This window comes from Streptomyces sp. LN549, from assembly GCF_043203805.1.
Lineage (GTDB): Bacteria > Actinomycetota > Actinomycetes > Streptomycetales > Streptomycetaceae > Streptomyces.
The window spans coordinates 4,136,173-4,162,089 of record NZ_JAZHRI010000002.1; the positions used below are offsets into that span (position 1 = coordinate 4,136,173).

General features: G+C 68.3%; 25 protein-coding genes and 1 tRNA gene. 14 read left to right on the top strand and 12 right to left on the bottom strand.

Annotation, left to right across the window (positions count from 1 at the left end):
• The first annotated feature begins 214 nt into the window (after window positions 1-214).
• Window positions 215-1,393 (top strand): pyridoxal phosphate-dependent aminotransferase, encoded by a 1,179-nt coding sequence (locus SH922_RS18595; RefSeq protein WP_393059065.1) that lies wholly within the window; start codon window positions 215-217, stop codon window positions 1,391-1,393.
• 46 nt (window positions 1,394-1,439) lie between these two features.
• Here the strand turns inward: SH922_RS18595 and SH922_RS18600 are convergent, their stop codons facing one another.
• On the bottom strand, window positions 1,440-2,009 hold the full coding sequence (locus SH922_RS18600) for a YbjN domain-containing protein (protein WP_393059066.1): 570 nt from the start codon (window positions 2,007-2,009) through the stop codon (window positions 1,440-1,442).
• A 141-nt stretch (window positions 2,010-2,150) separates the two neighbouring features.
• The gene (gene clpB, locus SH922_RS18605) at window positions 2,151-4,745 is read right to left on the bottom strand and encodes an ATP-dependent chaperone ClpB (protein ID WP_393059067.1); all 2,595 of its coding nucleotides are present in this window, start codon (window positions 4,743-4,745) and stop codon (window positions 2,151-2,153) included.
• Window positions 4,746-4,971: 226 nt separating this feature from the next.
• Between clpB and SH922_RS18610 the strand changes: the two genes are divergently transcribed.
• A complete protein-coding gene (locus tag SH922_RS18610; protein WP_393059068.1) occupies window positions 4,972-5,376 on the top strand; it encodes a pyridoxamine 5'-phosphate oxidase family protein in 405 nt (134 codons plus the stop codon).
• A 30-nt stretch (window positions 5,377-5,406) separates the two neighbouring features.
• Here the strand turns inward: SH922_RS18610 and SH922_RS18615 are convergent, their stop codons facing one another.
• Window positions 5,407-6,279: a hypothetical protein gene (locus SH922_RS18615; RefSeq protein WP_393059069.1), complete on the bottom strand. Its 873-nt coding sequence runs from the start codon at window positions 6,277-6,279 to the stop codon at window positions 5,407-5,409.
• A gap of 195 nt (window positions 6,280-6,474) precedes the next feature.
• The gene (locus SH922_RS18620; protein WP_350994739.1) at window positions 6,475-6,795 is read right to left on the bottom strand and encodes a (2Fe-2S)-binding protein; all 321 of its coding nucleotides are present in this window, start codon (window positions 6,793-6,795) and stop codon (window positions 6,475-6,477) included.
• Window positions 6,796-7,283: 488 nt separating this feature from the next.
• Between SH922_RS18620 and SH922_RS18625 the strand changes: the two genes are divergently transcribed.
• The 3 genes from SH922_RS18625 to SH922_RS18635 all read left to right on the top strand — a co-directional run bounded on the left by SH922_RS18625 (window position 7,284) and on the right by SH922_RS18635 (window position 10,303).
• The gene (locus SH922_RS18625; RefSeq protein ID WP_393063612.1) at window positions 7,284-8,132 is read left to right on the top strand and encodes a helix-turn-helix transcriptional regulator; all 849 of its coding nucleotides are present in this window, start codon (window positions 7,284-7,286) and stop codon (window positions 8,130-8,132) included.
• A 183-nt stretch (window positions 8,133-8,315) separates the two neighbouring features.
• Window positions 8,316-9,296, top strand: a complete 981-nt coding sequence (locus tag SH922_RS18630; protein ID WP_393059070.1) for a LuxR C-terminal-related transcriptional regulator — start codon at window positions 8,316-8,318, stop codon at window positions 9,294-9,296.
• A complete protein-coding gene (locus SH922_RS18635) occupies window positions 9,293-10,303 on the top strand; it encodes a LuxR C-terminal-related transcriptional regulator (RefSeq protein WP_393059071.1) in 1,011 nt (336 codons plus the stop codon). The genes SH922_RS18630 and SH922_RS18635 overlap by 4 nt, the downstream gene beginning before the upstream one ends.
• A gap of 30 nt (window positions 10,304-10,333) precedes the next feature.
• Here SH922_RS18635 and SH922_RS18640 read toward each other — a convergent pair whose 3' ends face one another.
• The 4 genes from SH922_RS18640 to dnaK all read right to left on the bottom strand — a co-directional run bounded on the left by SH922_RS18640 (window position 10,334) and on the right by dnaK (window position 14,548).
• Complete coding sequence (locus tag SH922_RS18640; RefSeq protein ID WP_356322301.1) at window positions 10,334-10,780, bottom strand: heat shock protein transcriptional repressor HspR; 447 nt, start codon at window positions 10,778-10,780, stop codon at window positions 10,334-10,336.
• Between the two features lies 1 nt (window position 10,781).
• On the bottom strand, window positions 10,782-11,972 hold the full coding sequence (gene dnaJ / locus SH922_RS18645; RefSeq protein WP_393059072.1) for a molecular chaperone DnaJ: 1,191 nt from the start codon (window positions 11,970-11,972) through the stop codon (window positions 10,782-10,784).
• Window positions 11,973-12,053: 81 nt separating this feature from the next.
• Window positions 12,054-12,704 carry a nucleotide exchange factor GrpE gene (grpE, locus tag SH922_RS18650; RefSeq protein WP_393059073.1) on the bottom strand — a complete coding sequence of 217 codons (651 nt, stop codon included), beginning with the start codon at window positions 12,702-12,704 and terminating at the stop codon, window positions 12,054-12,056.
• Window positions 12,701-14,548: a molecular chaperone DnaK gene (gene dnaK / locus SH922_RS18655; RefSeq protein ID WP_393059074.1), complete on the bottom strand. Its 1,848-nt coding sequence runs from the start codon at window positions 14,546-14,548 to the stop codon at window positions 12,701-12,703. Before dnaK ends, grpE begins: the two co-directional genes overlap by 4 nt.
• Window positions 14,549-14,887: 339 nt before the next feature.
• Here dnaK and SH922_RS18660 point away from each other — a divergent pair, with 339 nt between their 5' ends.
• The 4 genes from SH922_RS18660 to SH922_RS18675 all read left to right on the top strand — a co-directional run bounded on the left by SH922_RS18660 (window position 14,888) and on the right by SH922_RS18675 (window position 20,365).
• Complete coding sequence (locus SH922_RS18660) at window positions 14,888-15,586, top strand: sugar transferase (RefSeq protein ID WP_393059075.1); 699 nt, start codon at window positions 14,888-14,890, stop codon at window positions 15,584-15,586.
• Between the two features lie 92 nt (window positions 15,587-15,678).
• On the top strand, window positions 15,679-17,946 hold the full coding sequence (locus SH922_RS18665) for a (Fe-S)-binding protein (protein WP_393059076.1): 2,268 nt from the start codon (window positions 15,679-15,681) through the stop codon (window positions 17,944-17,946).
• Between the two features lie 186 nt (window positions 17,947-18,132).
• A complete protein-coding gene (locus tag SH922_RS18670; RefSeq protein WP_393059077.1) occupies window positions 18,133-19,311 on the top strand; it encodes an FG-GAP repeat domain-containing protein in 1,179 nt (392 codons plus the stop codon).
• A gap of 109 nt (window positions 19,312-19,420) precedes the next feature.
• Complete coding sequence (locus tag SH922_RS18675) at window positions 19,421-20,365, top strand: Yip1 family protein (RefSeq protein ID WP_393059078.1); 945 nt, start codon at window positions 19,421-19,423, stop codon at window positions 20,363-20,365.
• Between the two features lie 69 nt (window positions 20,366-20,434).
• Here the strand turns inward: SH922_RS18675 and SH922_RS18680 are convergent, their stop codons facing one another.
• Both SH922_RS18680 and dcd read right to left on the bottom strand, forming a co-directional pair.
• Window positions 20,435-20,935 carry a phosphoribosyltransferase gene (locus SH922_RS18680; protein WP_393059079.1) on the bottom strand — a complete coding sequence of 167 codons (501 nt, stop codon included), beginning with the start codon at window positions 20,933-20,935 and terminating at the stop codon, window positions 20,435-20,437.
• 6 nt (window positions 20,936-20,941) lie between these two features.
• A complete protein-coding gene (gene dcd, locus SH922_RS18685; RefSeq protein WP_136326616.1) occupies window positions 20,942-21,517 on the bottom strand; it encodes a dCTP deaminase in 576 nt (191 codons plus the stop codon).
• A gap of 507 nt (window positions 21,518-22,024) precedes the next feature.
• Between dcd and SH922_RS18690 the strand changes: the two genes are divergently transcribed.
• From SH922_RS18690 to SH922_RS18710, 5 genes are all read left to right on the top strand, one after another.
• Window positions 22,025-22,095 (top strand) — tRNA-Gly (locus SH922_RS18690).
• Between the two features lie 195 nt (window positions 22,096-22,290).
• Window positions 22,291-22,539 carry a hypothetical protein gene (locus tag SH922_RS18695; RefSeq protein ID WP_393059080.1) on the top strand — a complete coding sequence of 83 codons (249 nt, stop codon included), beginning with the start codon at window positions 22,291-22,293 and terminating at the stop codon, window positions 22,537-22,539.
• On the top strand, window positions 22,536-22,937 hold the full coding sequence (locus SH922_RS18700) for a DNA-binding protein (RefSeq protein ID WP_393059081.1): 402 nt from the start codon (window positions 22,536-22,538) through the stop codon (window positions 22,935-22,937). Before SH922_RS18695 ends, SH922_RS18700 begins: the two co-directional genes overlap by 4 nt.
• A gap of 374 nt (window positions 22,938-23,311) precedes the next feature.
• Entirely contained in the window at window positions 23,312-23,623 is a 312-nt protein-coding gene (locus SH922_RS18705; RefSeq protein ID WP_393059082.1) for a hypothetical protein, read from the top strand.
• A gap of 53 nt (window positions 23,624-23,676) precedes the next feature.
• On the top strand, window positions 23,677-24,081 hold the full coding sequence (locus SH922_RS18710; RefSeq protein WP_393059083.1) for a thiol-disulfide oxidoreductase DCC family protein: 405 nt from the start codon (window positions 23,677-23,679) through the stop codon (window positions 24,079-24,081).
• A 114-nt stretch (window positions 24,082-24,195) separates the two neighbouring features.
• On the opposite strand, the gene SH922_RS18715 is transcribed toward SH922_RS18710, so the two are convergent.
• Together SH922_RS18715 and SH922_RS18720 are read right to left on the bottom strand one after the other, a co-directional pair.
• Window positions 24,196-25,368: an HTTM domain-containing protein gene (locus SH922_RS18715; protein WP_393059084.1), complete on the bottom strand. Its 1,173-nt coding sequence runs from the start codon at window positions 25,366-25,368 to the stop codon at window positions 24,196-24,198.
• Window positions 25,355-25,903: a DUF5819 family protein gene (locus SH922_RS18720; protein ID WP_393059085.1), complete on the bottom strand. Its 549-nt coding sequence runs from the start codon at window positions 25,901-25,903 to the stop codon at window positions 25,355-25,357. Before SH922_RS18720 ends, SH922_RS18715 begins: the two co-directional genes overlap by 14 nt.
• Between the last annotated feature and the right edge of the window lie 14 nt (window positions 25,904-25,917).

Consider the following 25,917-nt stretch of genomic DNA (forward strand, 5'->3'; position numbering starts at 1 on the left):
GTGGTTCCCGACGTTCCCCCTCACCAGAACGGCGATCATGACCGCCACGACCACGGTCAACGCTATGCCCACACCCACGGACCTCACGTCCTTCCGTCCCCCGAAGCGAGCCCCCCGCTCCGCACCGATTCCCGCGTGCCAGGGGGATGCCCCCGCCCCCGTACGGCCAAAGCAGACTTGAGCAACTCCAGAGGTTCCGCGCAGGATGGCGGTCATGACACAGGGACGACCGCTGCTCAACCGCCGCCTCGCCGAGTTCGGCACGACGATCTTCGCGGAGATGTCCGCGCTGGCCGTCCGTACCGGCGCCATCAACCTCGGCCAGGGCTTCCCCGACACCGACGGCCCCGAGGAGGTCCGCGAGGCCGCGGTCCGTGCCCTGCGCGCCGGGCACGGCAACCAGTACCCGCCGGGGCCCGGTGTCCCCGAACTGCGTACCGCGATCGCCGGCCACCAGCAGCGGCGCTACGCCCTGACGTACGACCCCGACACCGAGGTCCTGGTCACCGCCGGCGCCACCGAGGCCATCGCAGCCACCCTGCTGGCGCTCCTGGAGCCCGGCGACGAGGTCATCGCGCTGGAGCCGTACTACGACTCGTACGCCGCCTGCATCGCCATGGCGGGCGCCACCCGCGTCCCCGTGACCCTGCGCCCCGAGCCCTCCAGCGGCACCTACCGGCTGGACCTCGACGAACTGCGCGCGGCCGTCACCCCCCGCACCCGGCTGCTGCTGCTCAACACACCGCACAATCCCACCGGCACCGTCCTGACCCGCGAGGAACTCGCCGAGATCGCCGAGCTGGCGTGCGAACGCGACCTCCTCGTCGTCACCGACGAGGTATACGAACACCTGGTCTTCGAGGGCGAACACCTGCCGCTCGCCGGCTTCCCCGGCATGCGCGAGCGGACGGTCGCCATCAGTTCGGCCGGCAAGACGTTCTCCTTCACCGGCTGGAAGATCGGCTGGATCACCGCGAGCCCCGAGCTGGTGTCGGCGGTGCGCTCGGCGAAGCAGTATCTGACGTACGTCTCCGGGGGGCCGTTCCAGTACGCCGTAGCCGAGGCCCTGCGGCTTCCCGACAGCTTCTTCGACGGGCTGCGCGCGGATCTGCGGGCCAAGCGGGACCTGCTGTGCGACGGGCTCACCGAGGCTGGTTTCGCGGTCTACCGTCCGGCCGGCACGTACTTCGTCACCACCGACATCCGTCCGCTGGACAGCGGCGGTGACGGCATCGCGTTCTGCCGCTCGCTGCCGGAGCGCTGCGGCGTCGTGGCCGTCCCCAACGCCGTCTTCTACGACCACCGGGACCAGGGCGCACCCTTCGTCCGCTTCACGTTCTGCAAGCGCACGGAGGTGCTGGAGGAGGCCGTCTCACGGCTCAAGGGCCTCTGAAACAGCACGGCGCGGGGAGCGGTCCGATGGGACGGTCGCGCGTGGCTCAGGCGTCGGGAGCGGCCTGCTCCGTGCCTTCCGCGCCGTCCGCCTTCTCCTCGGCCGGTGCCAGGCCGAGGCGCTCCAGCAGCCACTTGTCGAACTCGATGGAGGCACGCACCCAGCTGACCGTCGAGGAGACGAAGTGCTCCAGGGCGACGCCGGTGCCGATGAGCATCTGCGCCTCACCGATCAGCCGTACCGAGGTGCCGGTGTCCTCGGAGCCCTCCTCGGGCTCGTGGGTGTGCGTGTAGACCTTGGGCCACAGGGTGCGGCGGTTCCAGTCGTCGATCGCGTCGAGGAGGACCGGGCGCTGGTCCACGTCGTGCGGGCGGTCGTAGAACGTACGGACCGAGAAGACCTGCTGCTCGCCCTCGCCACGGAACATGAAGTACGTGCGGAATTCTTCCCACGGCGCCGCGAGGTCGCCCTCGTCGTCGACGACGTACTTCAGCTCCATCTGCTCCAGGAGCTGCTTGACGAGGTCCTGGTCAGGGACGACGGGGCCCTCCGGTCCTGCCGCCTGCGGTTCGGGCTGGCCCCCGAAGTTAGGAATCGAGGACGGATCGATGCTCACCGTAATTTCCCTTCGTGCGGTTGGCTGCCATCCTCTCCCATGCCGGGCGGGGCATGGCAAGCCCGGACGGCCCCGATCCGCCACAAGCTGATATCCAGCCGGTGGGGACCGGGGCCGCCGGTTACGCCACATGTGTTCCGGTCAGGTCGCCGGCCCGACGGTCAGGCCGTCACCCTCCCGGTCGACGCGGACCGTGTCGCCGTCCGTGATCTCGCCCGCGAGGATCTCCTTCGCGAGCCGGTCACCGATCGCCGTCTGGATGAGGCGGCGCAGCGGCCGGGCACCGTAGGCCGGGTCGTTGCCCTCCTCGGCGAGCCAGGCCAGGGCGGCCGGGGTGACGTCGAGGGTGAGCTGCCGGTCGGCGAGCCGCTTGGCGAGCCGGTCGATCTGGAGCCCCGCGATGTGAGCGAGCTCGTCGCCGGACAGGGCGGAGAAGACGACCAGATCGTCGAGCCGGTTGAGGAACTCCGGCTTGAAGGACGCCCGCACGACCTCCAGGACCTGCTGCTTCTTCTCCTCGGGCTTGGTCAGGGGGTCGACCAGGTACTGGCTGCCGAGGTTGGACGTCAGGATCAGGATGGTGTTGCGGAAATCCACCGTCCGGCCCTGTCCGTCGGTGAGCCGGCCGTCGTCGAGGACCTGGAGCAGGATGTCGAAGACCTCGGGGTGCGCCTTCTCCACCTCGTCCAGCAGGACGACGCTGTACGGGCGGCGGCGGACCGCCTCCGTGAGCTGGCCGCCCTCCTCGTAGCCGACGTACCCGGGCGGGGCGCCGACCAGCCGGGCCACGCTGTGCTTCTCGCTGTACTCGCTCATGTCGATGCGGACCATGGCCCGCTCGTCGTCGAAGAGGAAGTCGGCGAGCGCCTTCGCCAGCTCGGTCTTGCCGACACCGGTGGGGCCGAGGAAGAGGAACGAACCGGTGGGCCGGTCGGGGTCGGCGATACCGGCCCGGGTGCGGCGTACCGCGTCCGAGACGGCCTGCACGGCCTCGGTCTGCCCGATGAGGCGCCGGCCCAGCTCCTCCTCCATGCGCAGCAGCTTCTGGGTCTCGCCCTCCAGGAGGCGGCCGGCCGGGATGCCGGTCCAGGCACCGACGACATCGGCGATGTCGTCCGGGCCGACCTCTTCCTTGACCAGGGTCTCCTTGGGCTCCTTCGCCGCTTCCTGCTCGGCCTCGGCGGCCTCGGCCAGCTCCCGCTCCAGGCCGGGGATCTCCCCGTACAGCAGCTTGGAGGCGGTGTCGAAGTCGCCGTCGCGCTGGGCGCGTTCGGCCTGTCCGCGCAGGTCGTCGAGGCGTTCCTTGAGGTCACCGACGCGTTCCAGGCCCTGTTTCTCCTTGTCCCAGCGGGCGTTGAGACCGCGCAGTTCCTCCTGCTTGTCGGCGAGGTCGCGGCGCAGCTTCTCCAGCCGCTGCTTGGAGGCCTGGTCCGTCTCGTTCTTCAGCGCCAGCTCCTCCATGAGCAACCGGTCGACAGCGCGCTGGAGTTCGTCGATCTCGACGGGCGAGGAGTCGATCTCCATGCGCAGCCGGGAGGCCGCCTCGTCGACGAGGTCGATGGCCTTGTCGGGGAGGAAGCGGGAGGTGATGTAGCGGTCGGAGAGCGTGGCGGCGGCGACCAGGGAGGCGTCCGCGATCTGCACCTTGTGGTGGGCCTCGTAGCGGCCCTTGAGCCCGCGCAGGATCGCGATGGTGTCCTCGACGGACGGCTCCGCCACCAGCACCTGCTGGAAGCGGCGCTCCAGGGCGGGGTCCTTCTCGATCCGCTCGCGGTACTCGTCGAGCGTGGTGGCACCGACCATCCGCAGCTCACCGCGGGCCAGCATGGGCTTGAGCATGTTGCCCGCGTCCATGGCGGAGTCGCCTCCGGCGCCCGCGCCGACGACGGTGTGGAGCTCGTCGATGAACGTGATGATCTGGCCGTCGCTCTCCTTGATCTCGGAGAGGACGGTCTTCAGGCGCTCCTCGAACTCGCCGCGGTACTTCGCGCCCGCGACCATGGCGCCCAGGTCCAGCGAGACGAGCCGCTTGTTCTTCAGGGACTCGGGGACGTCGCCCTTGACGATGCGCTGGGCGAGCCCTTCGACGACGGCGGTCTTGCCGACGCCGGGCTCACCGATGAGCACCGGGTTGTTCTTGGTACGGCGTGAGAGCACCTGGACGACGCGGCGGATCTCCTGGTCGCGCCCGATGACCGGGTCGAGCTTGCCCTCGCGTGCGGCCGCGGTGAAGTCCGTGCCGAATTTCTCCAGGGCCTTGTACTGACCCTCCGGGTCGGGTGTGCTCACCCGGCGCCCTCCCCTGCTCTTCTCGAACGCGTCCAGCAGCCTCTTCGCACTGGCACCCTGCCCGTCGAGGATCTCACCGGCACGGCCGCCCTCGGCCGCGATGCCGATGAGCAGGTGCTCGGTGGAGATGTAGTCGTCGCCGAGCTCCTTCGCCCGCTGGGCGGCGTCGGAGATGACGGCGAGCAGCTCACGGTTGGGCTGCGGCGGCGCGACGGTCGACCCGGTCACGCTGGGCTGCGCGCCCAGGAGCTGCTCGGTCTCGGTGCGTACGGCGATCTGGTCGGCCTCGACGGCGGCCAGCAGATCGACGAGGTTCTCGTTGTCCTCACCCGAGAGCAGCGCGAGCAGCAGGTGCCCCGGGGTCAGATCGGGGTGCCCGTCCTTCACGGCCCTGTTGGTGGCCGCGTTGATGGCGTCCCGGCTCCTGTTGGTCAGCTCGGCGTCCACGTGCGCTCTCTCCTCCTTGCGGTGACTGGTCCGTCCTCACTACTGACACGATCAACGTGCACAAAGTTGAGTCTATTCCACTCAAGGCAAAAGTGGACCACTTCCAGGGCCCCGCTTCCAGGACCCGCTTCCAGGGCCCCGCTCCCCCTGCTTCCGTTCCGAGTGAACGGGCCGCTCCGGCCGCCCGCCACCGCAGGGCGGTCCCGGGACTGCCTACGCTGACCCCATGGCAGTCGACGTACGCAACCCCGGCCCGGAGTACCTCGCGTTCTGGCGCGAGTCCCACATCTGCACCCTCACCACACCCCGCCCCGACGGCACCCCGCACGTGGTGCCCGTGTGCGTGACGTACGACCCCGAGGCGGGCCTCGCCCGCATCATCACCAACAAGAACAGCCGCAAGGTCGCCAACATCCTGGCCGCGGGCCCGGACGGTGCCCGGGTCGCGGCCTGCCAGGTGCACCGGCGCCGCTGGGCGACCCTGGAGGGCGTCGCCAGGGTGCGCACGGAGCAGGACAGGGTCGACGAGGCGGTACGCCGCCACATGGAGCGCTACGAGCGCACGCCGTCGCCCAACCCGGACCGGGTCGTCATCGAGATCAGCCTGGACCGGGCGCTCGGCCGGGGGTGACCGGAGCCGCCACCGGAGCGGCGCGTGCCGTCAGCTGCCGCCCTCCGCCCAGGGCCGGCGGGGCGGCACGGGCGGCGGCGCCATCGGCGCGGGCGCCTGCGCCTGCGCCGGGAGGGGAGCCGCGATGTCCTCCTCGATCGGCGGGAGACCGTGCGGGAAGGCCGGTTCGGGAGCGACGGAGCGTCCGTCGACGGCGGCGTACAGCCCTTCCCGGGCGGCGGCGTGCAACGCCTCCCGCATGGCGCGCGGCGGCTCGGTCCGCATCATGACCTTCTCCATGTCGGTACCGCCGAAGCCCCGGATGAAGTCGGAGAGGAACTGCCCGACGAGTTCGGTGCCCCGCCGGTTGCGCCACATCACCCAGCCCAGGTAGAGGCTGGTGCCGTAGGCGAACACCGAGAGGTACGCGACGTAACTCCCGTCCCGGAGCACCATCCGGTGGGTCACGTGGGGGTGCTCACCCTCGGTGCGGATGCGGCGGAACACCGGCAAGACCGGCAGCCGGCGCTCCTGCACGACCCTCGCGATCTCGGTGTACGCCGATTCGGCTCGCGTCCCCCGGTCGGCCAGCAGGACCCGCCACTCACCGATCGGTTCGGCGATCTTCGACGCCAGGAAGACGGCGACGAAAGCGATCATGGCGATCTGCAGACCGATCCCCATGATCCCGAGGCCGCTCCGCGGATCCCCGGCCAGGGTGATGAGCCCGACGAAGCCGAAGAGGAGGAGCACGCCGAACGCCACGGCGGCGGCCCGCAGCCACACCGCCAGAAGCACCTTCCAGTTCACCGTGTCGTCGAAGGAGACCTCCACCTCGCGGTGGAGCAACGTCTTGTCGAGGTATGCGGCATCGCCGCCATCTCCACACCGGCCCGGCAGTTTTTCGACCTCGTGTCCGCTCATGAATGACCCTTGGGGTGGGAGGGCGGAGCATGGAGGACCGTGTCCCCACCCACACATCTGGTGCATTTTGACACCTTCTGCGCTGCTCCGACCGGAATGTCTCCGGGAGAAGCACAACGGCGCCACCGTGTTCAGGTCACGGTGGCGCCGTTGTGTGGGGGAGTGTCTGAGCGACGTGGAACGACGGGGGATCGCTCAGGCACTGCGGGGGGTGGCGGAGATGGCTTCGGTTTCGAACAGCTGGTGATCGCGCTGCGCGAGATTCACAAAAATCATGTCGTACCTAATGGCGCAGCGCACGGGCTGCGGCGCTCCGCGCGGCTTGCGGAGGCAACGGTAGGCGCGGAGTTCCCCGTCGTCCTCACGAGCAACGACGACCGGGTCACCGAACAGAGTGACCATCAACGAATCACCACGGTGGGGAAGTGCCGTGACGAGGTCGATGAAATGCCACCCTGAGCGGTAGGCGGTTGCCATCTCACGCCGGAAGGTCCGGTCGTCCGGCGGCGTAGTCATGTCAGGCGCCCGCCGAAGTCGACGTGAAACCCCACGTGATGTCGCCGTTGGCATCCTTCGGCGCAACGCCGCCCCACGTGATGTCACCGACAGGGGCTGCCGTGACGCGACTCGTTGCCGAGTCGGGCGCGACCTCCCAAGTAATGTCAGTGGCACCCAGCACGCCGTAAGCCAAGGCCCCCGCAAACGCAGTGGCAAGCACCGAGCGAAGCATTCGCTTATACATTTCGGCTTCGTCCTCACTTGATGGGTCATCTCCCCCGCACGTAAGACGATGTCCCACCCAGGGACGCGAACACCACTGGGTCGATGCATCATGTTCCTGCTGGTTCAAGAACATGGGGGGTGGAGATATGGCCACAAGTAGACCGAATACGGGACATCCTCATGGGATCACCGACCTATGCGAAGCAGGGCAGCGCCTTTATGCCAGTGCACTGCGATCGGGACGGATACCTCGCTCTGACGTGGCGCCCGCACCGTGCCTGATGGACTTCGCCCTGCTGCACCCGGACCCCGACGACCCCGAGTGGCTCCGTCCCGTACCTCCGTCGGCCGCACTCGCACAGCGCCTCCACCCCATCGAGCGGGAGATCCAGGACCGGCGTCGACGCTCCCTCGAACTGGCGGAGTCCTTCGAACCGTTCATGGACATCAGCGCCCAGGACGCACCGACCACGCACGCCATCACCGTGCTGGAAGGCAACGCCAGAATCAATGCCGCCATTGACGTCGCAACGGCCGAGTGCACCACCGAAGTCCTCACCATCCAGCCGGGTGGCGGGCGCAGTGAGCTCATTCTCAGTAAAGGCGTCGAGCGCGGACAGGCCGTGATCGACCGCGGCGTCAGCATTCGCACGCTCTATCAGCACACCGTCCGCCACCATCATGGGACGTATGCCTACGCCGAGCGTCTGGCGGAAGGCAAGGTCGAGATCCGCACCCTCGAAGAACTCGTCGAGCGCATGCTCGTCTTCGACCACACGGTGGCCTTCATCCCTGCCCAGGAGGATGCGGAAGTGGCACTGGAGTTGCGCCACCCGGGCCTGGTGGCATACCTGACCAGAGTCTTCGAACAGCTCTGGCAGCGCGCCACCCCGCTTCTGGAGGACGTGCGGTACGACCCCACCCCGGAGGGCATCAGCGGTGTCCAGCGCTCCATTGCCCAGCTCCTCGTAGAAGGACACGTCGACGACTCGATCGCCCGGCGCCTCGGCATGAACGTGCGCACCTGCCGGACTCATATCGCCAAACTGAACGCAGCCCTCGGCAGCAAGAGCCGGACGCAACTCGGTTATCTGATCGCCCGGTCAGGAATCCTGGAACAGGATTCCTGACCGGCCGGCACCCAAAGTTCCCCACCCCCGGGCCGGGGGCGCAACCACGCAACGGGGGAGAGCATGGCTGTGCCCTGAATCAGCCGGGGGAGTTCCCGGCTCCCCCAACGGGTCAACACTCCCCCGGCCGCTAGGGTTTCACCACCGTCATCTTGTTGCACTGCAAAGAATGAGGGGGTCCAGATGGGCACGGAAACGGGCATACCAAATCACCCGCACAGCGACTCCGAACTGTGCGAGCCGGCAATCCGGCTCTACTCCGAATCCCTGCGCCGCGGGCGCCTCCCACGAGCGGAGATCTCACCGGCCCCCTGCCTCGTCGAGATGGCCCTGCTCCACCCGGACCCCCGGGATCCGGCGATGCTGTGCCCTGCCACGCCTTCGGCCGCGCTCGCCCATCTGCTGCAGCCCATCACGCGCAACGTCTATGAACAGATACGCCGCAGCGCGGCACTGGTCGACTCCCTCGCCCCCTTGGCGGCCATCGCGAGCGAGGACCCCAACCTGTCCATCACCGTGCTCGAAGGCAAGAGGCTGATCGACGCTGCTCTCCACGAAGCAGCCGCCGTCGCCGAAACAGAGGTGCTGACGGCTCAGCCAGGCGGCTACCGATCGCCCGAGCAGATCGAGCAGGGCCTCGCCAACGGTCTGTCAGCTGTGGGCAGAGGAGCCCGGCTCCGCCACATCTACCAGCACCCAGCTCGCTACAGCGCCCTCCTCAGAAGCTACCTGGAGCAGATGCCACCAGGACAGGTGCAGGTCAGAACGATGGAACAGACTATCGACCGGCTCATCGTCTTCGACCACGCAACAGCGTTCATCCCCGCGACGGCCGACCGAAATGTGGCTCTCCAGATCCGGCATCCGGCGCTGGTCCGTTACCTGGTGCAGGTGTACGAAGTCCTGTGGGCGCAGGCGACTCCGATCGCCGAACACCTGCAGACAGCCGCCCCGGGCACTCCCGTCACCGCCGTCCAGCTCAGCATCGCCCGGCTCCTGGTCCAGGGACACCACGACGAGGCCGTGGCAAGGAAGCTGGGCTTCAGCGTCCGCACCTGCCGTACGCATATCGCCAAGCTCATGCAGACCCTCGACGCCACCAGCCGTACCCACCTCGGCGCCCTCCTCGTCCAGTCCGGGATCGCCGGACACACCGAGACATGACAGCTGTACCCGTGCACGCGCACAGCGACCTCGATCTGTGCGAGGCGGCTGTCAGCCTCTACACCGAAGCACTGGCCAAAGGCCGCCTCGCCCGGTCCGCCGCCGAGGCAGCGCCCTGCCTGATCGACACGGCGCTCCTCCTGCCCGACCCGCACGACGGCCGCCTCCTGCTCCCCGTACCGCCGTCAGCCGCCCTGGCAAGTCTGCTGCACCCCCTGGCACAGGGGCTACTGGACCAGGTCCGGACCTCCGACATCCTGGCCAAGGCGCTCGTCCCGCTGGCCGCCTCCTTCAGCGGTGCCCCGCACCTCGCCATCACCGTCCTCGTCGGACCGGCGGCGATCCAGGCGGCCATCACCCGTTCCCTGGGGGAGGCGGACGACGAGATCCTTACGATCCAGCCCGGCAGCACGCGGCCGCCCCAAGAGCTCCGGACGGCGCTGTCCGGCACCCTTCCCACGGTTGAGCGAGGTGTCCGGCTGCGCCACATCTACCAGCACTCCGCGCGCTACAGCCCCGCACTCAGGACGTACATGGGCCAACTGCCCAGCTCCCTCCTCCAGGTGCGCACGCTGGAACAGGCCATCGACCGCCTCCTCGTCTTCGACCGCAAGGTCGCCTTCATTCCCGCCAACCCCGACCGCAGCACCGCCCTGGAGATCCGCCACCCCGCCCTCGTCGCCTTCCTGGCCCAGATGTACGAGACCGTCTGGACCCTGGCCACCCCGTTCACCCAGCAACTCCCCACAGCCGTCCCCGGCGCCCCCGTCACCGCCGTCCAGCAGAGCATCGCGCGCCTCCTGACCGAGGGAAACCAGGACGAGGCCGTCGCCCGCACACTCGGCATCAGCGTCCGCACCTGCCGCGCCCACATCTCCAGGCTCATGCAGACACTCGGCGCCACCAGCCGAACCCAGCTGGGCGCCCTCCTCGTCCGCTCCGGCATCGCCGAGCCCGCACCGCCGCGCACAGCAGAGGAGCCCGTCACCCCCGACGTTGCGGGGTGACGGGCTCCTTGCACGGGAAGCAGTCCCTGTTCAGTCCTTCGGCCTCTTCGGCCGCCAGACCACCAAGGCGCTGGTCTGCTGCACATCCTGATACGGCACCAGGTCGCGCCGGTACGACGCATGCACCTGCGCCTCGCGCTGCTGCATGGCCACCGCCGCCCCGTCCACGGCCGCCGAGAGCTCGGCGACGCGCTGCTGAAGGGCCGCGACCTGGTTCTCCAGTTCGATGATGCGCTTGATGCCGGCCAGGTTGATGCCCTCGTCCTGCGACAGCTGCTGCACGGTGCGCAGCAGCTCGATGTCGCGGGCCGAGTAGCGCCGTCCGCGTCCGGCCGTGCGGTCGGGCGAGACCAGGCCGAGGCGGTCGTACTGGCGCAGCGTCTGAGGATGCAGGCCCGAGAGCTGGGCCGCGATCGAGATCACGTACACCGGGGATTCATCGGTGAGTTCGAACGGATTACGTCGTCGGCCGTCCACCTCAAGCTCCCTTCGCTGCCTGGAACAGCTCCGCCCGCGGGTCCTGGTCCGCGGTCGCCTTTCGGTAGGCCTCCAGGGCGTCCCGGGCCTCGGGGCCCAGGTCCGTGGGGACCGTCACCTCGACGGTGACCAGCAGGTCGCCGCGGGTGCCGTCCTTGCGGACCGCGCCCTTGCCCCTGGCCCGCATGGTGCGCCCGTTGGGCGTGCCGGCCGGAAGCTTCAGCGTGACCGGCGGTCCGCCGAGCGTGGGGACCTTCACCTCGCCGCCGAGCGCCGCCTCCGTGAAGGTGACGGGCACGGTGACCGTGAGGTTGTCGCCCTTGCGGCCGAAGACCGGGTGGGCGTCGACGTGGACGACGACATAGAGGTCACCGGCCGGTCCGCCGCGCTCGCCCGGGGCGCCCTTGCCGCGCAGCCTGATCCGCTGGCCGTCGAGAACGCCCGCCGGAATCCTGACCTGCATGGTGCGGGACGACTTCGCCCGGCCGCTGCCCTTGCAGACCTCGCAGGGGTCCTGGGCGATGAGGCCCCGGCCCTTGCAGTCCACGCAGGGATCGGTGAGCGAGAACCCGCCGCCGCTGCCGCGCGACACCTGGCCGGTGCCGACGCAGGTCGGACAGACCCTGGGGGTGCCGTTCTTGTCGCCGGTGCCGGAGCACGCCTTGCAGGGCGCCTGGCTGGACATCCGCAGCGGGACCGTGGCCCCGTCGACGGCCTCGGTGAAGCTGAGCGTCACCTCGGACTCGATGTCCTGGCCGCGGCGCGGCTGCACCCGTGTTCCGGTGCTGCTGCCGCCCCGGTTGAAGAGGCCGCCGAAGACATCTCCCAGGCCGCCACCGCCGCCGAACCCGCCGGCACCGCCCTGGCCCCCGCCCGGGGCACCTCCGAAGAGGTCCCCCAGGTCGAAGTTGAAGTTGCCCTGGGCTCCGCCGGGTCCGGCGCGGAAGCCGCCGTTGCCGAAGAGGGCGCGTGCCTCGTCGTACTCCTTGCGCTTCTTGGTGTCACCGAGGATGTCGTTCGCCTCGGAGATCTCCTTGAAACGCTCCTCCGCCTTGTCGTCGCCCTTGTTGGCGTCCGGGTGGAACTCGCGGGCGAGCTTCCGGTACGCCTTCTTGATCTCGGCGTCGGTGGCGTCCTTCGGGACGCCGAGAACCTTGTAGTAGTCCTTCTCGACGAAGTCCTTCGTACTCATCGACGTCCCTCCTTCCGGACGACCGGCCACATGGCCGGGCGGATGGGCGAGCGGTGTGGTGCCAGGTGGTCGGACGGAATGTCAGACCTCCTCGCCGCCACCGCTCTCCTCGTCGTCACTCTTCTCTTCCTTCGCGGCCGCGGGCGTGGCCCCCGGCTGGGGTTCGGCCACCGCCACCCGCGCGGGGCGGATGGTGCGCTCGCCGATCCGGTACCCCGGCTGCAGGATCGCCACGCAGGTCGTCTCGGTGACGTCCGGCGCGTACGAGTGCATCAGGGCCTCGTGGATCGTCGGGTCGAAGGGCTCGCCCTCCTTGCCGAACTGCTGCAGTCCGAGCTTGGCGACGATCGTCTCCAGCGATTCGGCCACCGACTTGAACCCGCCCACGAGCTCACCGTGCTCGCGGGCCCGGCCGACGTCGTCGAGCACGGGCAGGAGCTCGGACAGGAGACCCGCGACTGCGATCTCCTTGACCGTGACCCGGTCCCGCTCCACGCGGCGGCGGTAGTTCTGGTACTCGGCCTGGAGCCGCTGGAGGTCGCCCGTGCGCTCGGAGAGCGCGGTGCGGACCTGGTCCAGCTGAGCGGTCAGACCGGCTGTCTGGTTCGCGTCCCCGGCCGGGGCCGCCGCCTCCTCCGAAGAGGGGGTGGCGGCCTTCGGCTCGGCGTCGTCAGGGGTGGCGCCGGAGGGGACGTCGGGCTTCTCCTCGAAGCCCGGAGTCTCCTCGGTCACGCCGCACCGCCCTTGGAGTCCTTCTCGTCGTCGACGATCTCGGCGTCGACGACATCGTCCTGGGCCTGCTCGGCACCGGGCTGCGCGTCGGCCTGCGGGCCGCCCTCGGCCTGGGCGTTGGCGTACATCGCCTGGCCCAGCTTCTGGGAGACGGCCGCGACCTTCTCGGTGGCGGTACGGATCTCGGCGGTGTCCTCGCCCTTGAGCTTCTCCTTCAGCTCGGTGAGCGCGGTCTCCACCTCCGTCTTCACGTCGCCGGGGACCTTGTCCTCGTTGTCCTTGAGGAACTTCTCCGTCTGGTAGACGAGCTGCTCGCCCTGGTTGCGGGACTCGGCGGCCTCGCGACGACGGTGGTCCTCGTCCGCGTACTGCTCGGCCTCTTCGCGCATCCGGTTGACCTCGTCCTTCGGCAGCGAGGAGCCACCGGTGACGGTCATCTTCTGCTCCTTGCCGGTGCCGAGGTCCTTGGCAGCGACGTGCATGATGCCGTTGGCGTCGATGTCGAACGCGACCTCGATCTGCGGCACACCACGCGGGGCCGGCGGCAGACCGGTCAGCTCGAACATACCGAGCTTCTTGTTGTACGCCGCGATCTCGCGCTCGCCCTGGTAGACCTGGATCTGCACGGACGGCTGGTTGTCCTCGGCCGTCGTGAAGATCTCCGAGCGCTTGGTCGGGATCGTGGTGTTGCGCTCGATGAGCTTGGTCATGATCCCTCCCTTGGTCTCGATACCGAGGGACAGCGGGGTGACGTCGAGGAGCAGGACGTCCTTGACCTCGCCCTTGAGGACACCGGCCTGGAGCGAGGCGCCGATGGCGACGACCTCGTCCGGGTTCACACCCTTGTTGGCATCCTGACCGCCCGTGAGCTCCTTGACGAGCTCGGCGACGGCCGGCATACGGGTCGAGCCGCCGACGAGAACGACGTGGTCGATCTCGGAGAGCTGGATGCCCGCGTCCTTGATGACGTTGTGGAACGGGTTCTTGCAGCGGTCCAGGAGGTCAGCGGTGAGCTGCTGGAACTGCGAGCGCGTGAGCTTCTCGTCCAGGTGCAGCGGGCCCTCGGCCGACGCCGTGATGTACGGCAGGTTGATCGAGGTCTCCGTCGAGGACGACAGCTCGATCTTCGCCTTCTCCGCGGCCTCGCGGAGACGCTGGAGAGCCATCTTGTCCTTGGACAGGTCCACGCCGTGACCGTTGGCGAACTGCTTCACCAGGTAGTCGACGACGCGCTGGTCCCAGTCGTCACCACCGAGGTGGTTGTCACCGTTGGTGGCCTTCACCTCGACTACGCCGTCGCCGATCTCCAGGAGGGACACGTCGAAGGTGCCGCCACCGAGGTCGAAGACGAGGATCGTCTGGTCGTCCTTGTCGAGCCCGTACGCCAGCGCGGCGGCCGTCGGCTCGTTGACGATACGCAGGACGTTCAGGCCCGCGATCTCGCCGGCCTCCTTCGTCGCCTGACGCTCGGAGTCGTTGAAGTACGCCGGGACGGTGATCACCGCGTCGGTGACCTTCTCGCCCAGGTAGGACTCGGCGTCACGCTTCAGCTTCTGCAGGATGAAGGCGCTCATCTGCTGCGGGTTGAAGCTCTTGCCGTCCAGGTCGATCTTCCAGTCAGTGCCCATGTGGCGCTTGACCGAACGGATCGTCCTGTCGACGTTCGTCACTGCCTGGCGCTTGGCGACCTCGCCGACCAGAACCTCGCCGTTCTTCGCGAAGGCGACGACGGACGGCGTGGTCCTGGCGCCTTCGGCGTTGGTGATGACGGTGGGCTCGCCGCCTTCGAGAACGCTGACGACGGAGTTAGTCGTGCCCAGGTCGATGCCGACCGCACGTGCCATTTCAATTCCTCCAACTGACTACTTGAGTGGATCTGACTCAAGGATGCACGACACCCGCCCCAGAGTCAACAGACCTGAGTCGAGTCGACTCAACTATCGTGCACACACCGCGCGCCACCGGGCAGAACGCCGAGATTCGCGACGGCGGACACACGTCGCATACCGGCGATCGGCGGCAAATCCGGCCCGCTTACGGGCGACACCCGCCCGCCCCCACGGGCCACACGGCCCCCACCATCATCGCCTCATGGGATTGTTCTGTCACAAAATGCCGTGAGCCGTACAAAACCGGCACACGGTCCGCCGACTCCAGTCAGCCGACCCAGGCAGGTGCGCACCATGCAGACGCAGAGGCAATGGCAGAGTCACGGGCCGTGGCAGCGACGGAGACCGGCCGGGCGCCCCTGGCGGCCACCGCGAGCCTCCCGCCTCGCGGCGGCCCGCACGGCCCTGAGGTCACTGGCACCGGCGGTCCCGCCCCGCCCCACCGCGAAGCGCGCCCTGGACCTGACCCTCGGCTCGGCCCTCCTGATCCTGGCCGCCCCGCTGCTCGCCGCGGCCGCCCTGGCCCTTGCCGTGCAGCGCGGCCCCGGAGGCGTACTGACGCGCTCGACCCGGGTGGGAATGGACGGCAGGCCCTTCGTCCTGCGGTCGCTGCGCACCCGGCGGCTGCGTCTGCACGTGATCTCCCGGCTGCCCCATGTCGTACGGGGCGAGCTCTCCCTCGTGGGCCCGGCCCCGCTCACGCCGGGCCGCGTGCACGCACGGCCGGCCGGTACGCGAGACTGGCGGCGGGAGCTGAAGCCCGGCCTGACCGGCCTGGCCCAGATCCGCCACCGCTCGACGATGCCGTGGGACGAGCCGGATCTCCTCGACCAGCACTACGCCGAGCACCATCGGCCGGGTCTGGACCTGGCGATCCTCGCGGAAGCCGTCGGCGCACCCCTGCGCAGGGCGGCCCGCGGTCTCGCCCGGCGCGGCAAGGCAGACCTGAGCGACACAAATCACCGCCTGCCCGGCTACAGGACGGCGGAATAAGTGGATAGTGTCAGCACAGACTGATTAAGTTACCGCTTAGTAAGCAGCATTCATCGCTGGATCCCACCCTCGCAGGCCCGAGGAGCCCCCAAATGCAACTCGCCGCGATCATCGTGTCGCTGGTGCTGACCGTCGTCGGCGTTGCGCTCATCGCCCGAGCGGTCGCGCAGATCTACCGGTTCGTCCGCCTCGGACAGCCGGTACCGGCAGGCAGCCGCACCGACGACCCCAAGCAGCGCACGATCACCCTGGTCAAGGAGTTCCTCGGCCACACCCGGATGAACCGGTGGGGCATCGTGGGCTTCGCGCACTGGTTCGTCGCCATCGGCTTCCTGACGCTGCCGCCTACGCTGCTCCAGGCGTACGGACAGCTCTTCAAGGCCGACTGGGTGCTGCCGATCATCGGTGAATGGCTGCCGTTCGAGCTCTACATCGAGTTCATCGGCCTGATGACGACGGTCGGCATCCTCGTGCTGATCGCCATCCGGCTGCTGAACCTCCCCTCCCGGGCCGGCCGCAAGTCACGGTTCGCGGGCTCGAAGGCCTGGCAGGCGTACTTCGTCGAGTACGTCATCCTCGTCATCGGCCTCGCGATCCTGACCCTGCGCGGCCTCGAGGGTGCGATCCACCACGTCGGCGGCTACGAGGCCGCGTACTTCGTCTCGTACCCGCTGGTCCTCGCCTTCAAGGGACTCGCACTCGGCACGCTGCAGAACCTCATCTACTTCGTCGCGATGATCAAGATCGGCACTTCGCTGATCTGGATGATCACGGTCTCGCTCAACACCAACATGGGTGTCGCCTGGCACCGCTTCCTCGGCTTCCCGAACATCTGGTTCAAGCGGAACGCCGACGGCGAGGTCGCACTGGGCGCGCTCCAGCCGATGACCTCGGGCGGCCAGGAGATCGACTGGGAGGACCCGGCGGAGGACGCCGTCTTCGGTGTCTCCCAGGTCGAGCAGTTCTCCTGGAAGGGCATCCTCGACTTCTCCACGTGTACGGAGTGCGGCCGCTGCCAGTCGCAGTGCCCCGCCTGGAACACGGGCAAGCCGCTCTCCCCGAAGCTCCTGATCATGTCCCTGCGCGACCACGCGCACGCCAAGGCCCCGTATCTGCTGGCCGGCGGCGGCAAGGACATGGAGGGCAACGAGAAGGCGACCGAGGAGCAGCTCAAGGACGTTCCGGCCGCCGCCCTCGCGGAGGCCGAGCGCCCGCTGATCGGCACGGTCGAGGAGAACGGCGTCATCGACCCGGACGTGCTCTGGTCCTGCACCACCTGCGGTGCGTGCGTGGAGCAGTGCCCGGTCGACATCGAGCACATCGACCACATCGTCGACATGCGCCGCTACCAGGTGATGATCGAGTCCGCGTTCCCGTCCGAGGCGGGCACGATGCTCAAGAACCTGGAGAAGAAGGGGAACCCCTGGGGGCTCGCCAAGAAGCAGCGCGTCGAGTGGACCAAGGAGGTCGACTTCGAGGTCCCGATCGTCGGCAAGGACGTCGAGGACCTCTCGGAGGTCGACTACCTCTACTGGGTCGGCTGCGCCGGCGCCCTGGAGGACCGGGCCAAGAAGACCACCAAGGCCTTCGCGGAGCTGCTGCACATCGCGGGCGTCAAGTTCGCGATCATGGGCGGCGACGAGAAGTGCACGGGTGACTCGGCCCGCCGCCTGGGCAACGAGCCGCTGTTCCAGCAGCTCGGCCAGGAGAACGTCGCGATGCTGAACATGGCGTTCGGCGAGGACGACGAGGACGACTCGACGAAGAAGGCGAAGGCGTCGAAGAAGATCGTCGCCACCTGCCCGCACTGCTTCAACACCATCGCGAACGAGTACCCGCAGCTCGGCGGCGAGTACGAGGTCATCCACCACACGCAGTTGCTCCAGCACCTGGTGGACGAGGGCAAGCTGATCCCGGTGACGCCGGTCGAGGGTCTGATCACGTACCACGACCCCTGCTACCTGGGCCGTCACAACAAGATCTACACGCCCCCGCGCGAGATCATCGCGAAGGTCCCGGGTCTGCGGAACGAGGAGATGCACCGCCACAAGGAGCGCGGCTTCTGCTGCGGCGCCGGTGGTGCCCGGATGTGGATGGAGGAGCGGATCGGCAAGCGCATCAACAACGAGCGCGTCGACGAGGCCCTCTCCCTCAACCCGGACATCGTCTCCACCGCCTGCCCGTTCTGCCTCGTCATGTTGACCGACTCGGTCAACGGCAAGAAGAACGACGGCAAGGCGAAGGAGTCGATCCAGGTGGTCGACGTGTCGCAGCTGCTGCTCGACTCCGTGAAGACCCCGGCCGACCCCGCGGGCGAGCCGGAACCGGCGGACGCGCCGGAGCCGGAACCGGTGAAGTAACCGGAACCGCGCCACCGCGTTGCACAAGCGGCCGGACCTGCCTCGGGGGCAGGACCGGCCGCTTCTGCTTTGCCGCCCCGGTGACGCATCATGTGGGGCGGTCGTGAGGCGCATGCGCGCCGGCGGACGGCCGGGACCGACGAGACGTACGAGGTATTCCCACGGGGATACGTACCGGAGGTATCCGTGCGGATACGCAGGACAGAAGCAGGGGCAGGGGCGGGAGCGACAGCGCGAACCGGCGGACCGGCCGGCGCGGCAGCCACCGCGGCGATCGGCTGCGCCTGCGTACTCCTGCTGACGGCCTGCACGGGCTCCCCCGCCTCGCCGGCCCCCAAGAACGGCGACACCCCGCCCACCGCCCTCTCCGGCCTGGCCGGTGCCGAGCGCCACGCCGTCCCGCACGGCACCGGCAGCCACACCCCCGACGACTTCAACGGCGACGGTCACCGCGACCTCGTCCTCGACGACCTGGTGAAACCGGCGGCCGACAGCCACGGCGACGACGCCGGGATCGGCATCGTGTACGGCTCGGCCACCCGCGGACTCGACCCCTCGGTACGCCAGCTGCTCAGCGCGCACAGGAACGCCGCCAGGATCGGCGACACCCTCCCCTCGGCGTTCGACGCCGAGGCGTCGTGCGACCTGGACCGGGACGGCTTCACCGACCTGATCGTGGCCACCGACCCCCCGTACAACGGCATCGGCCGCCCGCCCGTGCCCCTGCAGATCCTCTTCGGCTCCCCCGCGGGCCTCACCGGCAAGGCGGTCACCCTGCGGATCCCGGACCGGGCCCGCTTCGGCAACGCCTGGCCGGACCACCCCGTCTGCGGCGACTTCGACGGCGACAGGAAGCAGGACCTGGCCGTGACGGCGAGCTCGGGCCGGTTCAGCTTCCTGCGCGGCCCCTTCACCCACGACGGCCGCCCGCACACCGCCGGCTCCACCGTTCCGGGCGCCGGTCCCGCCCTGTCCGCCCCCGAGCCCCGGACGGACACGAACGCCGACGGCTACGACGACCTGGTGTACACCGCCCTCCCCCACGAACCCGGCACCGCCGGCAAGGGCACGCTGCTGCTCGGCAGCCCCGACGGACCGGGCCGCCCTGGCGGCGCGTACCGCTTCGGGGCCCCGGCCGCAGACCTCCCGACGGCACCGCTGCGCAAGACCGCCGGCAGCACCGCAGCGCCCCGTGCAGAAACGACCCTCCTCCAGCGGTACGCCGACTTCGACGGCGACAAGAAGCCGGACACGGTGGTCCGTACGCACCGGGGCGAAACGGCGGACCTGATCGCGCTGTACCCGGCGGCCACACCGGACCGCCCACTGATCACGTTCACCAGCGCCCTGTTCACGGCGGGCTGAGGACAGCCCCCCAGGGTTCCCTTAGGGGATGTCACAGCTAGGCGGCAAAGGCGGCCCAGTTCCCCCGCCTCGCCCACCCGACCCGCGCGGACCAGGTACGTTCGATTACGTGGCTGGATTCAGGATCGGACGCGGCCGGGACAACCGCACCCCGCAGCAAGCGCAACAGCAACCGCGGCAGCAGCCGTACGGCACTCAGGCACCACCGCCGTACGGACAGCAGCAATGGCCGCCGACGGGAGGCAACGGCGCCCCGCCCCAGGGCGGCGGCTACAACAACACCCCCGGCTACAACAGCGGTGGCTACAACGCGGGCGGCTACAACGGCGGCGGGGCCGACGAGCCCGAGTACTTCGCCGATCCGTACCCGCAGCCCCACCACCCCCAGCACCCCCACCAGGGCGACCCGTACGCGAACAGCCCCGGTCACACCCAGGCCTTCAGCATCAACGAGGACCCCTACGGCGACGGCAACACCTACCGCGCCGGCCAGGCCCCCGCCCAGCCCGCAGGCCCGCGCCTGCACTGGAAGCAGCTGCTGAGCGGCATCGTGACGCGCCCCAACCCGACGTTCTGGCAGATGCGCGACTACCCCGTCTGGGGCCCGGCGCTCGTCGTCACGTTCCTCTACGGCCTGCTGGCGCTGTTCGGCTTCGACCAGGCCCGCGACGACGCGATCAACGCACCGGTCGGCAACGCCATCCCCTACGTCGTCATCACGGGCATCGGCTTCGTGCTCGGCGGCCTCGTCCTCGGCGCGGTCACCCACACCCTCGCCCGCCAGCTCGGCGGCGACGGCGCGTGGCAGCCGACCGTGGGCCTCTCCATGCTGATCATGTCGATCACGGACGCCCCGCGCCTGGTCTTCGCGCTCTTCCTGGGCGGCGAGAACTCGCTGGTCCAGATCCTCGGCTGGCTCACCTGGCTGGCCGCCGCGGCCCTGCTCACCTCGATGGTGAGCAAGTCCCACGACCTGCCGTGGCCGAAGGCGCTGGGCGCGTCGGCGATCCAGCTGCTCGCCCTGGTCTCGATCCTCAAACTGGGCACCATCTGAGAGAGAACAAGGAACCCCCGGGGCCATCGATGGCCCCGGGGGTTCCTTGCTGCGCGCTCACGAAACCGGTCAGGCGTCGAGAACCTGCCCGTTTCGCCGTACGACGGGCTTCTCCACGCTCCACGGGAAGTTGATCCAGCGGTCGGTCTTCTTCCACACGTACTCGCACTTCACGAGCGAATGCGACTTCTCGTAAATGACGGCGGACCGCACCTCGGCGACGTGGTCGATACAGAAGTCGCGCACCAGCTTCAGCGTCTTCCCGGTATCGGCGACATCGTCGGCGATCAGGACCTTCTTGTCCGAGAAATCGATCGCGTTGGGCACGGGCGCCAGCATGACGGGCATTTCCAGCGTGGTGCCCACACCCGTGTAGAACTCCACGTTCACCAGGTGAATGTTCTTGCAGTCCAGCGCGTACGCGAGACCGCCGGCGACGAACACCCCGCCGCGCGCGATGCTCAGCACCACATCCGGCTCGTACCCGTCGTCGGCCACGGCCTGTGCGAGCTCCCGCACAGCATGCCCGAAGCCGTCGTACGTCAGGTTCTCCCGCACGTCATCGCTCACCGGACATCACACCTGCGTCCGGTGGAAATTCATGAAGGACCGCGACGCGGTCGGCCCGCGCTGCCCCTGGTACCGCGACCCGTACCGCTCGGAGCCGTACGGGAACTCCGACGGAGAACTCAGCCGGAACATGCACAGCTGACCGATCTTCATCCCCGGCCAGAGCTTGATCGGCAGCGTCGCCAGGTTCGACAGCTCCAGGGTCACGTGCCCGGAGAACCCCGGATCGATGAACCCGGCCGTCGAATGCGTCACCAGCCCGAGCCGACCGAGCGAACTCTTGCCCTCCAGCCGCGACGCGAGATCGTCGGGCAGCGAGATGACCTCGTACGTCGAGGCGAGCACGAACTCACCGGGATGCAGGATGAACGCCTCGTCCCCGTCCGGCTCGACGGTACGGGTCAGATCGGCCTGTTCGACGGCGGGATCGATGTGCGGATAGCGGTGGTTCTCGAACACCCGGAAATAGCGGTCGAGCCTCACATCGATGCTCGACGGCTGCACCATCGACGCATCGAAAGGATCAATACGTACGCGTCCGGCGTCGATCTCGGCCCGGATGTCCTTGTCTGAGAGAAGCACCCACCGAGGATACGCAGAACGCGCGGGCCCGCCCCCATCGGGCCGCCCCGCGCGCCTGTCGCCTGCTCCCGCAGGCCCCTGCCGCTCGCTCTCCTACCGCTCCTCGAACCCCACAGGCACGGCATGCCGCAACCGCGCACAACGAGGACAGCGGATGAGCCGCCCGGGACCGATCCGCCCGGACCCGAGCTGCTGCATCGGGAACGAGCTGGTAGCGAAAACGTGCCCTTCGGCACAGCGGACGACGGTGCGCTCCATGGAGTCCATCAAGTCCCTTCCCCATCAAGCCGTGGACGAGAAAGCCACATTAGGGGATGAACGGGACGCCGCCGCACGCGGCACTCCGACCACCCACGCTACGCCCCCAACTCCCGCCCGGCACACCCTCATCCACCACCCCACACCCCACCGGGCCCCCACCACGCCTCACACCCGGGCTCACGCCTCAGGGGGTCTGCGATGGGGTACAGTGTGTGACGATGCGCAGCTGGTCAGCCAGTGCGTTACGCGGGTGTAGTTTAATGGTAGAACATGAGCTTCCCAAGCTCAGAGCGCGAGTTCGATTCTCGTCACCCGCTCTTTGATTAAGGCCCTGGTCAATGACTGGGGCCTTTTGCTTGCCGTCCAGCGGCGCCGACCCGGAGCCTCACTCGCTACGGACGGCCGGAGAGCGACCACCCCCATGCCTCCACCCGGATCATGCGACCGCGGGCATCAAGGCTGGGGTCCTGAGACCCGAGCCAGCATGTGCATACTCCAGTATGCTTTGACTTATGTCCTCCACGACTCGCATCACCGTCACGCTCCCCAGCGACCAGGTGGCGGAGCTCCGCAAGCTCACGGACAACGTCTCCGGCTATGTAGCGGAAGCCGTGGCCCGCCAGATCCGGCACCAGCTGCTCGGCGACGACCTCCGCCGCCACGAGGAAGAGCATGGAGGCTTCAGCGACGAGGAGCTCGCCGAGGCCCGCGCGAGGATCTTCGGCTCCGCCGGCTCTTCCAAAGACGCGAACGCCGCGTGAGCGAGCGCATCGAGACCGTCGTCCTGGACTCGGAAGGACTGTCCGCCTGGATCGCGCAGGACCGCAAGCTCCTCGCCATGCTGCAGGTCTTCCACGACATGGGAGCCGACCTGGTGATCGGGGCCAACACCATCGTGGAAGTCACCCACTCCCGCACCAACACGCCTCGCCTCAACTGGGCCCTGTCCCGTGTCAAGGTGGAGCCCGTCACCGAGCAGGCGGCGAAAGCGGCGGCTGAGCTCCTCAAAGGCGCCGGGCTGCACGGGCACAAGTACGCCATTGACGCCACGGTCGCCGAGGTCGCGCTCCGCCAGCCGAAACCCGTCGCCCTGCTGACCTCCGACAGCGATGACATGACCAAGCTCTGCGGCAACCAAGTCCGCATCGTCCCCCTCTGACCAGTCGGCCCGCCCCGGAGCACGCGTCGCGCTGCCAGCTCTCGTGCCCCATCCGTGCCCAGCAGAGCGGACAACAGCGGTCAGATACGGCTCCCAGGGGCCGGGAGCCATCCACCTGCCCGTTCCGAAATCGCAGGTCAGAACCCCTCCAACAACGTAAGAACCGTTGATTCCCAAGCTCAGAGCGCGAGTTCGATTCTCGTCACCCGCTCCATGAAAATGCCCCAGGCCGTCAGCCCGGGGCTTCTTCACTGTCTACGCCTCTCTGCGGGCACCGCGCTTCCGCGTGCGACATCCTGCGGAAAATGCCCTGCCTGAGGGGCATCGGCAAGCCACTGGGGCCACCCGGGCGAAGAGTTGCCGCGAATGGCGACATGACCAACTTCGACGTACTGGCCGCGCGAACCAGCCTGGTCGATCAGTTCACGTGCTGCTACGACCGGACCGTGCCCGACGTGGAGTTCGGGATGGCCTACCAGCCATCCAGAGATCCGGCTCACTCTTCCGCCGGCAATGCGGGACCACGGTTCCGGAGTGCCGGCATGACCTCTCGTCCAACACCGGCCGTTTCAGCAGACGCCCCGCAGGCGGGAAATGTACAGGCCGGCACGGTAGCCCGGGTAGCATTCCATGCTATTGCGGTATGGGCTGGAGTTCTGGCCGTTTTGCTCGCCAATCAGCTTTGATCATCGCACACAGAGGATCCTCACCGTCCCTCCTCCAAGGAAAGTGAGCTCAGATGGCAAGCCAGCCGACTCTGTTGTTTGACGGGGACTGCGGTTTTTGTGGCAGGACAATCGAGATTGCTAAACGCACAATTAAACCACGCGTGCAATTCATCCCATGGCAGTATGCCGACCTCGCCGCCCTGGGTGTCACCGAGGACAGAGCCGACCGCGAGGTCCTTTGGATCAGCCCGATCGGCGGCAAGGTATACGGCGGACCGCGCGCTCTGTCCGCCATGCTGATGTGCGGACGAAGGCGCTGGAGGTGGCTCGGGATTGTTCTTAGGATGCCGCCTGTCAACTGGATGGCACGAGGCGCCTATCAGGTTGTCGCAAAGAACCGCCATCGTCTGCCGGGCGGCACGGTCGCCTGCTCCCTGCCGGCCCATATGCGTCACGAACCGGACAGACACATCTGATCGGCTGGCGAGCCCGTCAAAGAGCTACGCCACGACAGGGGGCGCTGGTGGTCGTAGCGGCCCCTGTCGTCATACCCGGCCAGGTAACTGGGCTTCAGAGAGCGTTTCGGTTCATCACTGGGACGTGGGGGCAACGGGCTCGACCTGCGGGTTCGTGTCGCCGACCGGTCCGGACTGGGACGGAACCGCTGCGCGTGCTGTCCCGGGCGAGGCTCCCGTTCCCGCGACACCTGTGCGCTTGACGGCACGCCGCACCACCCGTCCCACTGCGCGGTAGAAGCGGTCCGGCAGGAACACTGCGTCCGCGACGATCATGGCGCCGGAGAAGAGCGGCAGCCCCATGAGCACCGCGATATTCACATGCATGCCCAGCAGCACGATCAGAACGGGGTATTTGAGCCTGCCGAACAGAACAAACGGAAAGGCGACCTGCACCAGCACCGTCAAATAGCCGACCATGGCCAGCAGCACCTGGTGGCCGTCGATCATATGGGACAACTCGGGCCAGGGCCGGAACAGGTCGATGTTCAGGACGTAGTGGAGGGCGGTGCCGTCACCCCACTTGAGGCCCTGCACCTTGTACAAACCTGCGCATCCGTAGAGGAAGCAGACCTGGGCGGCGATGACGAACATGCCGCAGTTGTGCAGCACGATGGTCAGGGTGTTGCGGGCGTCGGCGAGATGGCGCCGGAGATCGTTGCCGCGCGGGCCCGCCGTCTTGCCCACCGACACCTGGAGCCGGATCCTGCGCGCGTCGAGGGACCAGCGCCGGCCGCACGAGGTGAGGACGAGGTAGACGGCCATGAGGACCATGAGATTGTCCCCGCCATCCGCCATGAAGATCGCCTTGGCGTGGAACGACACCACCACGACCGCGAACAGCACGGACACCGCCCGCGTTCGCCAGCCCAGCAGGAACAGCGCGCACGTGACGAGAGCCATGGCGTAGCAGACTTCGAAGTACACCCGGCTGTCGGACAGGGTGAGGACGCTGGCCCACCCACTCTGATCGAACATCTGCCTGGCCAGCGCGGGAGTCCACGGTGAACCGGGGCCCCACATCTCGTCGCGGTGTGGAAACTCGCGGAGCAGGAAAGCAAGATAGAGCAGCCCGTACCCAATGCGTAGCGCCGCCGCCGCGTACAGGGAGACCGGCCGCTCGGTCAGGAGGGCGAAGAACGCATGGACCCGGTCGAGTACGCGCTGCAGCGTGCGTACGGCCACCCGCTCGGTGGTGCGTCGGGGCGCTCCGGGCGCCGCGACCGGGGTCAGCTCAGTCCGTTCCATGCGAGGCCACCTTCCACCAGGGCAGATACCGGGTTTGGCCACGCGCCGGTGCTGCGGCGGCACGGAGTCCATCCGCTTCACTGGGCGCGGCGATAGGCAGCGTGGTTACCCGTAGTTGGATGGAGTCGAAGGTGCCGCCACGTTGTGCGCTTACACGGTCCGCTGCGATGTTGCGCAGATACTTCTGGATCATCAAAGCCCGCTCGGAATGCGGATGGTCGTCACTGCCGTGCGTTTTGAGGTAAGAATTCCACGCCTGGCGCAGGATGTTCTGTGCCGTATGACTCGGGAAGACGCTGTGCTTAACGGCGGAATCGTCCGCGGCGCTCAGATTGATCCAGTCGCTCACCCGTGTGGTGCCGTCCGGTGCTGACTGCCTGATCCTCGCCGAGATCTGCCGGTTGGCCGACTGGGGATTCGGGGCGAAGAGCCGCCAATTCTGCTCGAACACGGGCCGGACCCACGCGTTGGTCTGTTGGCTGTACACCTTCGAGATGGCGTTCGGGGGCGCCACGTACAGAAACACCAGGAGCACATGGACCAGAGTCG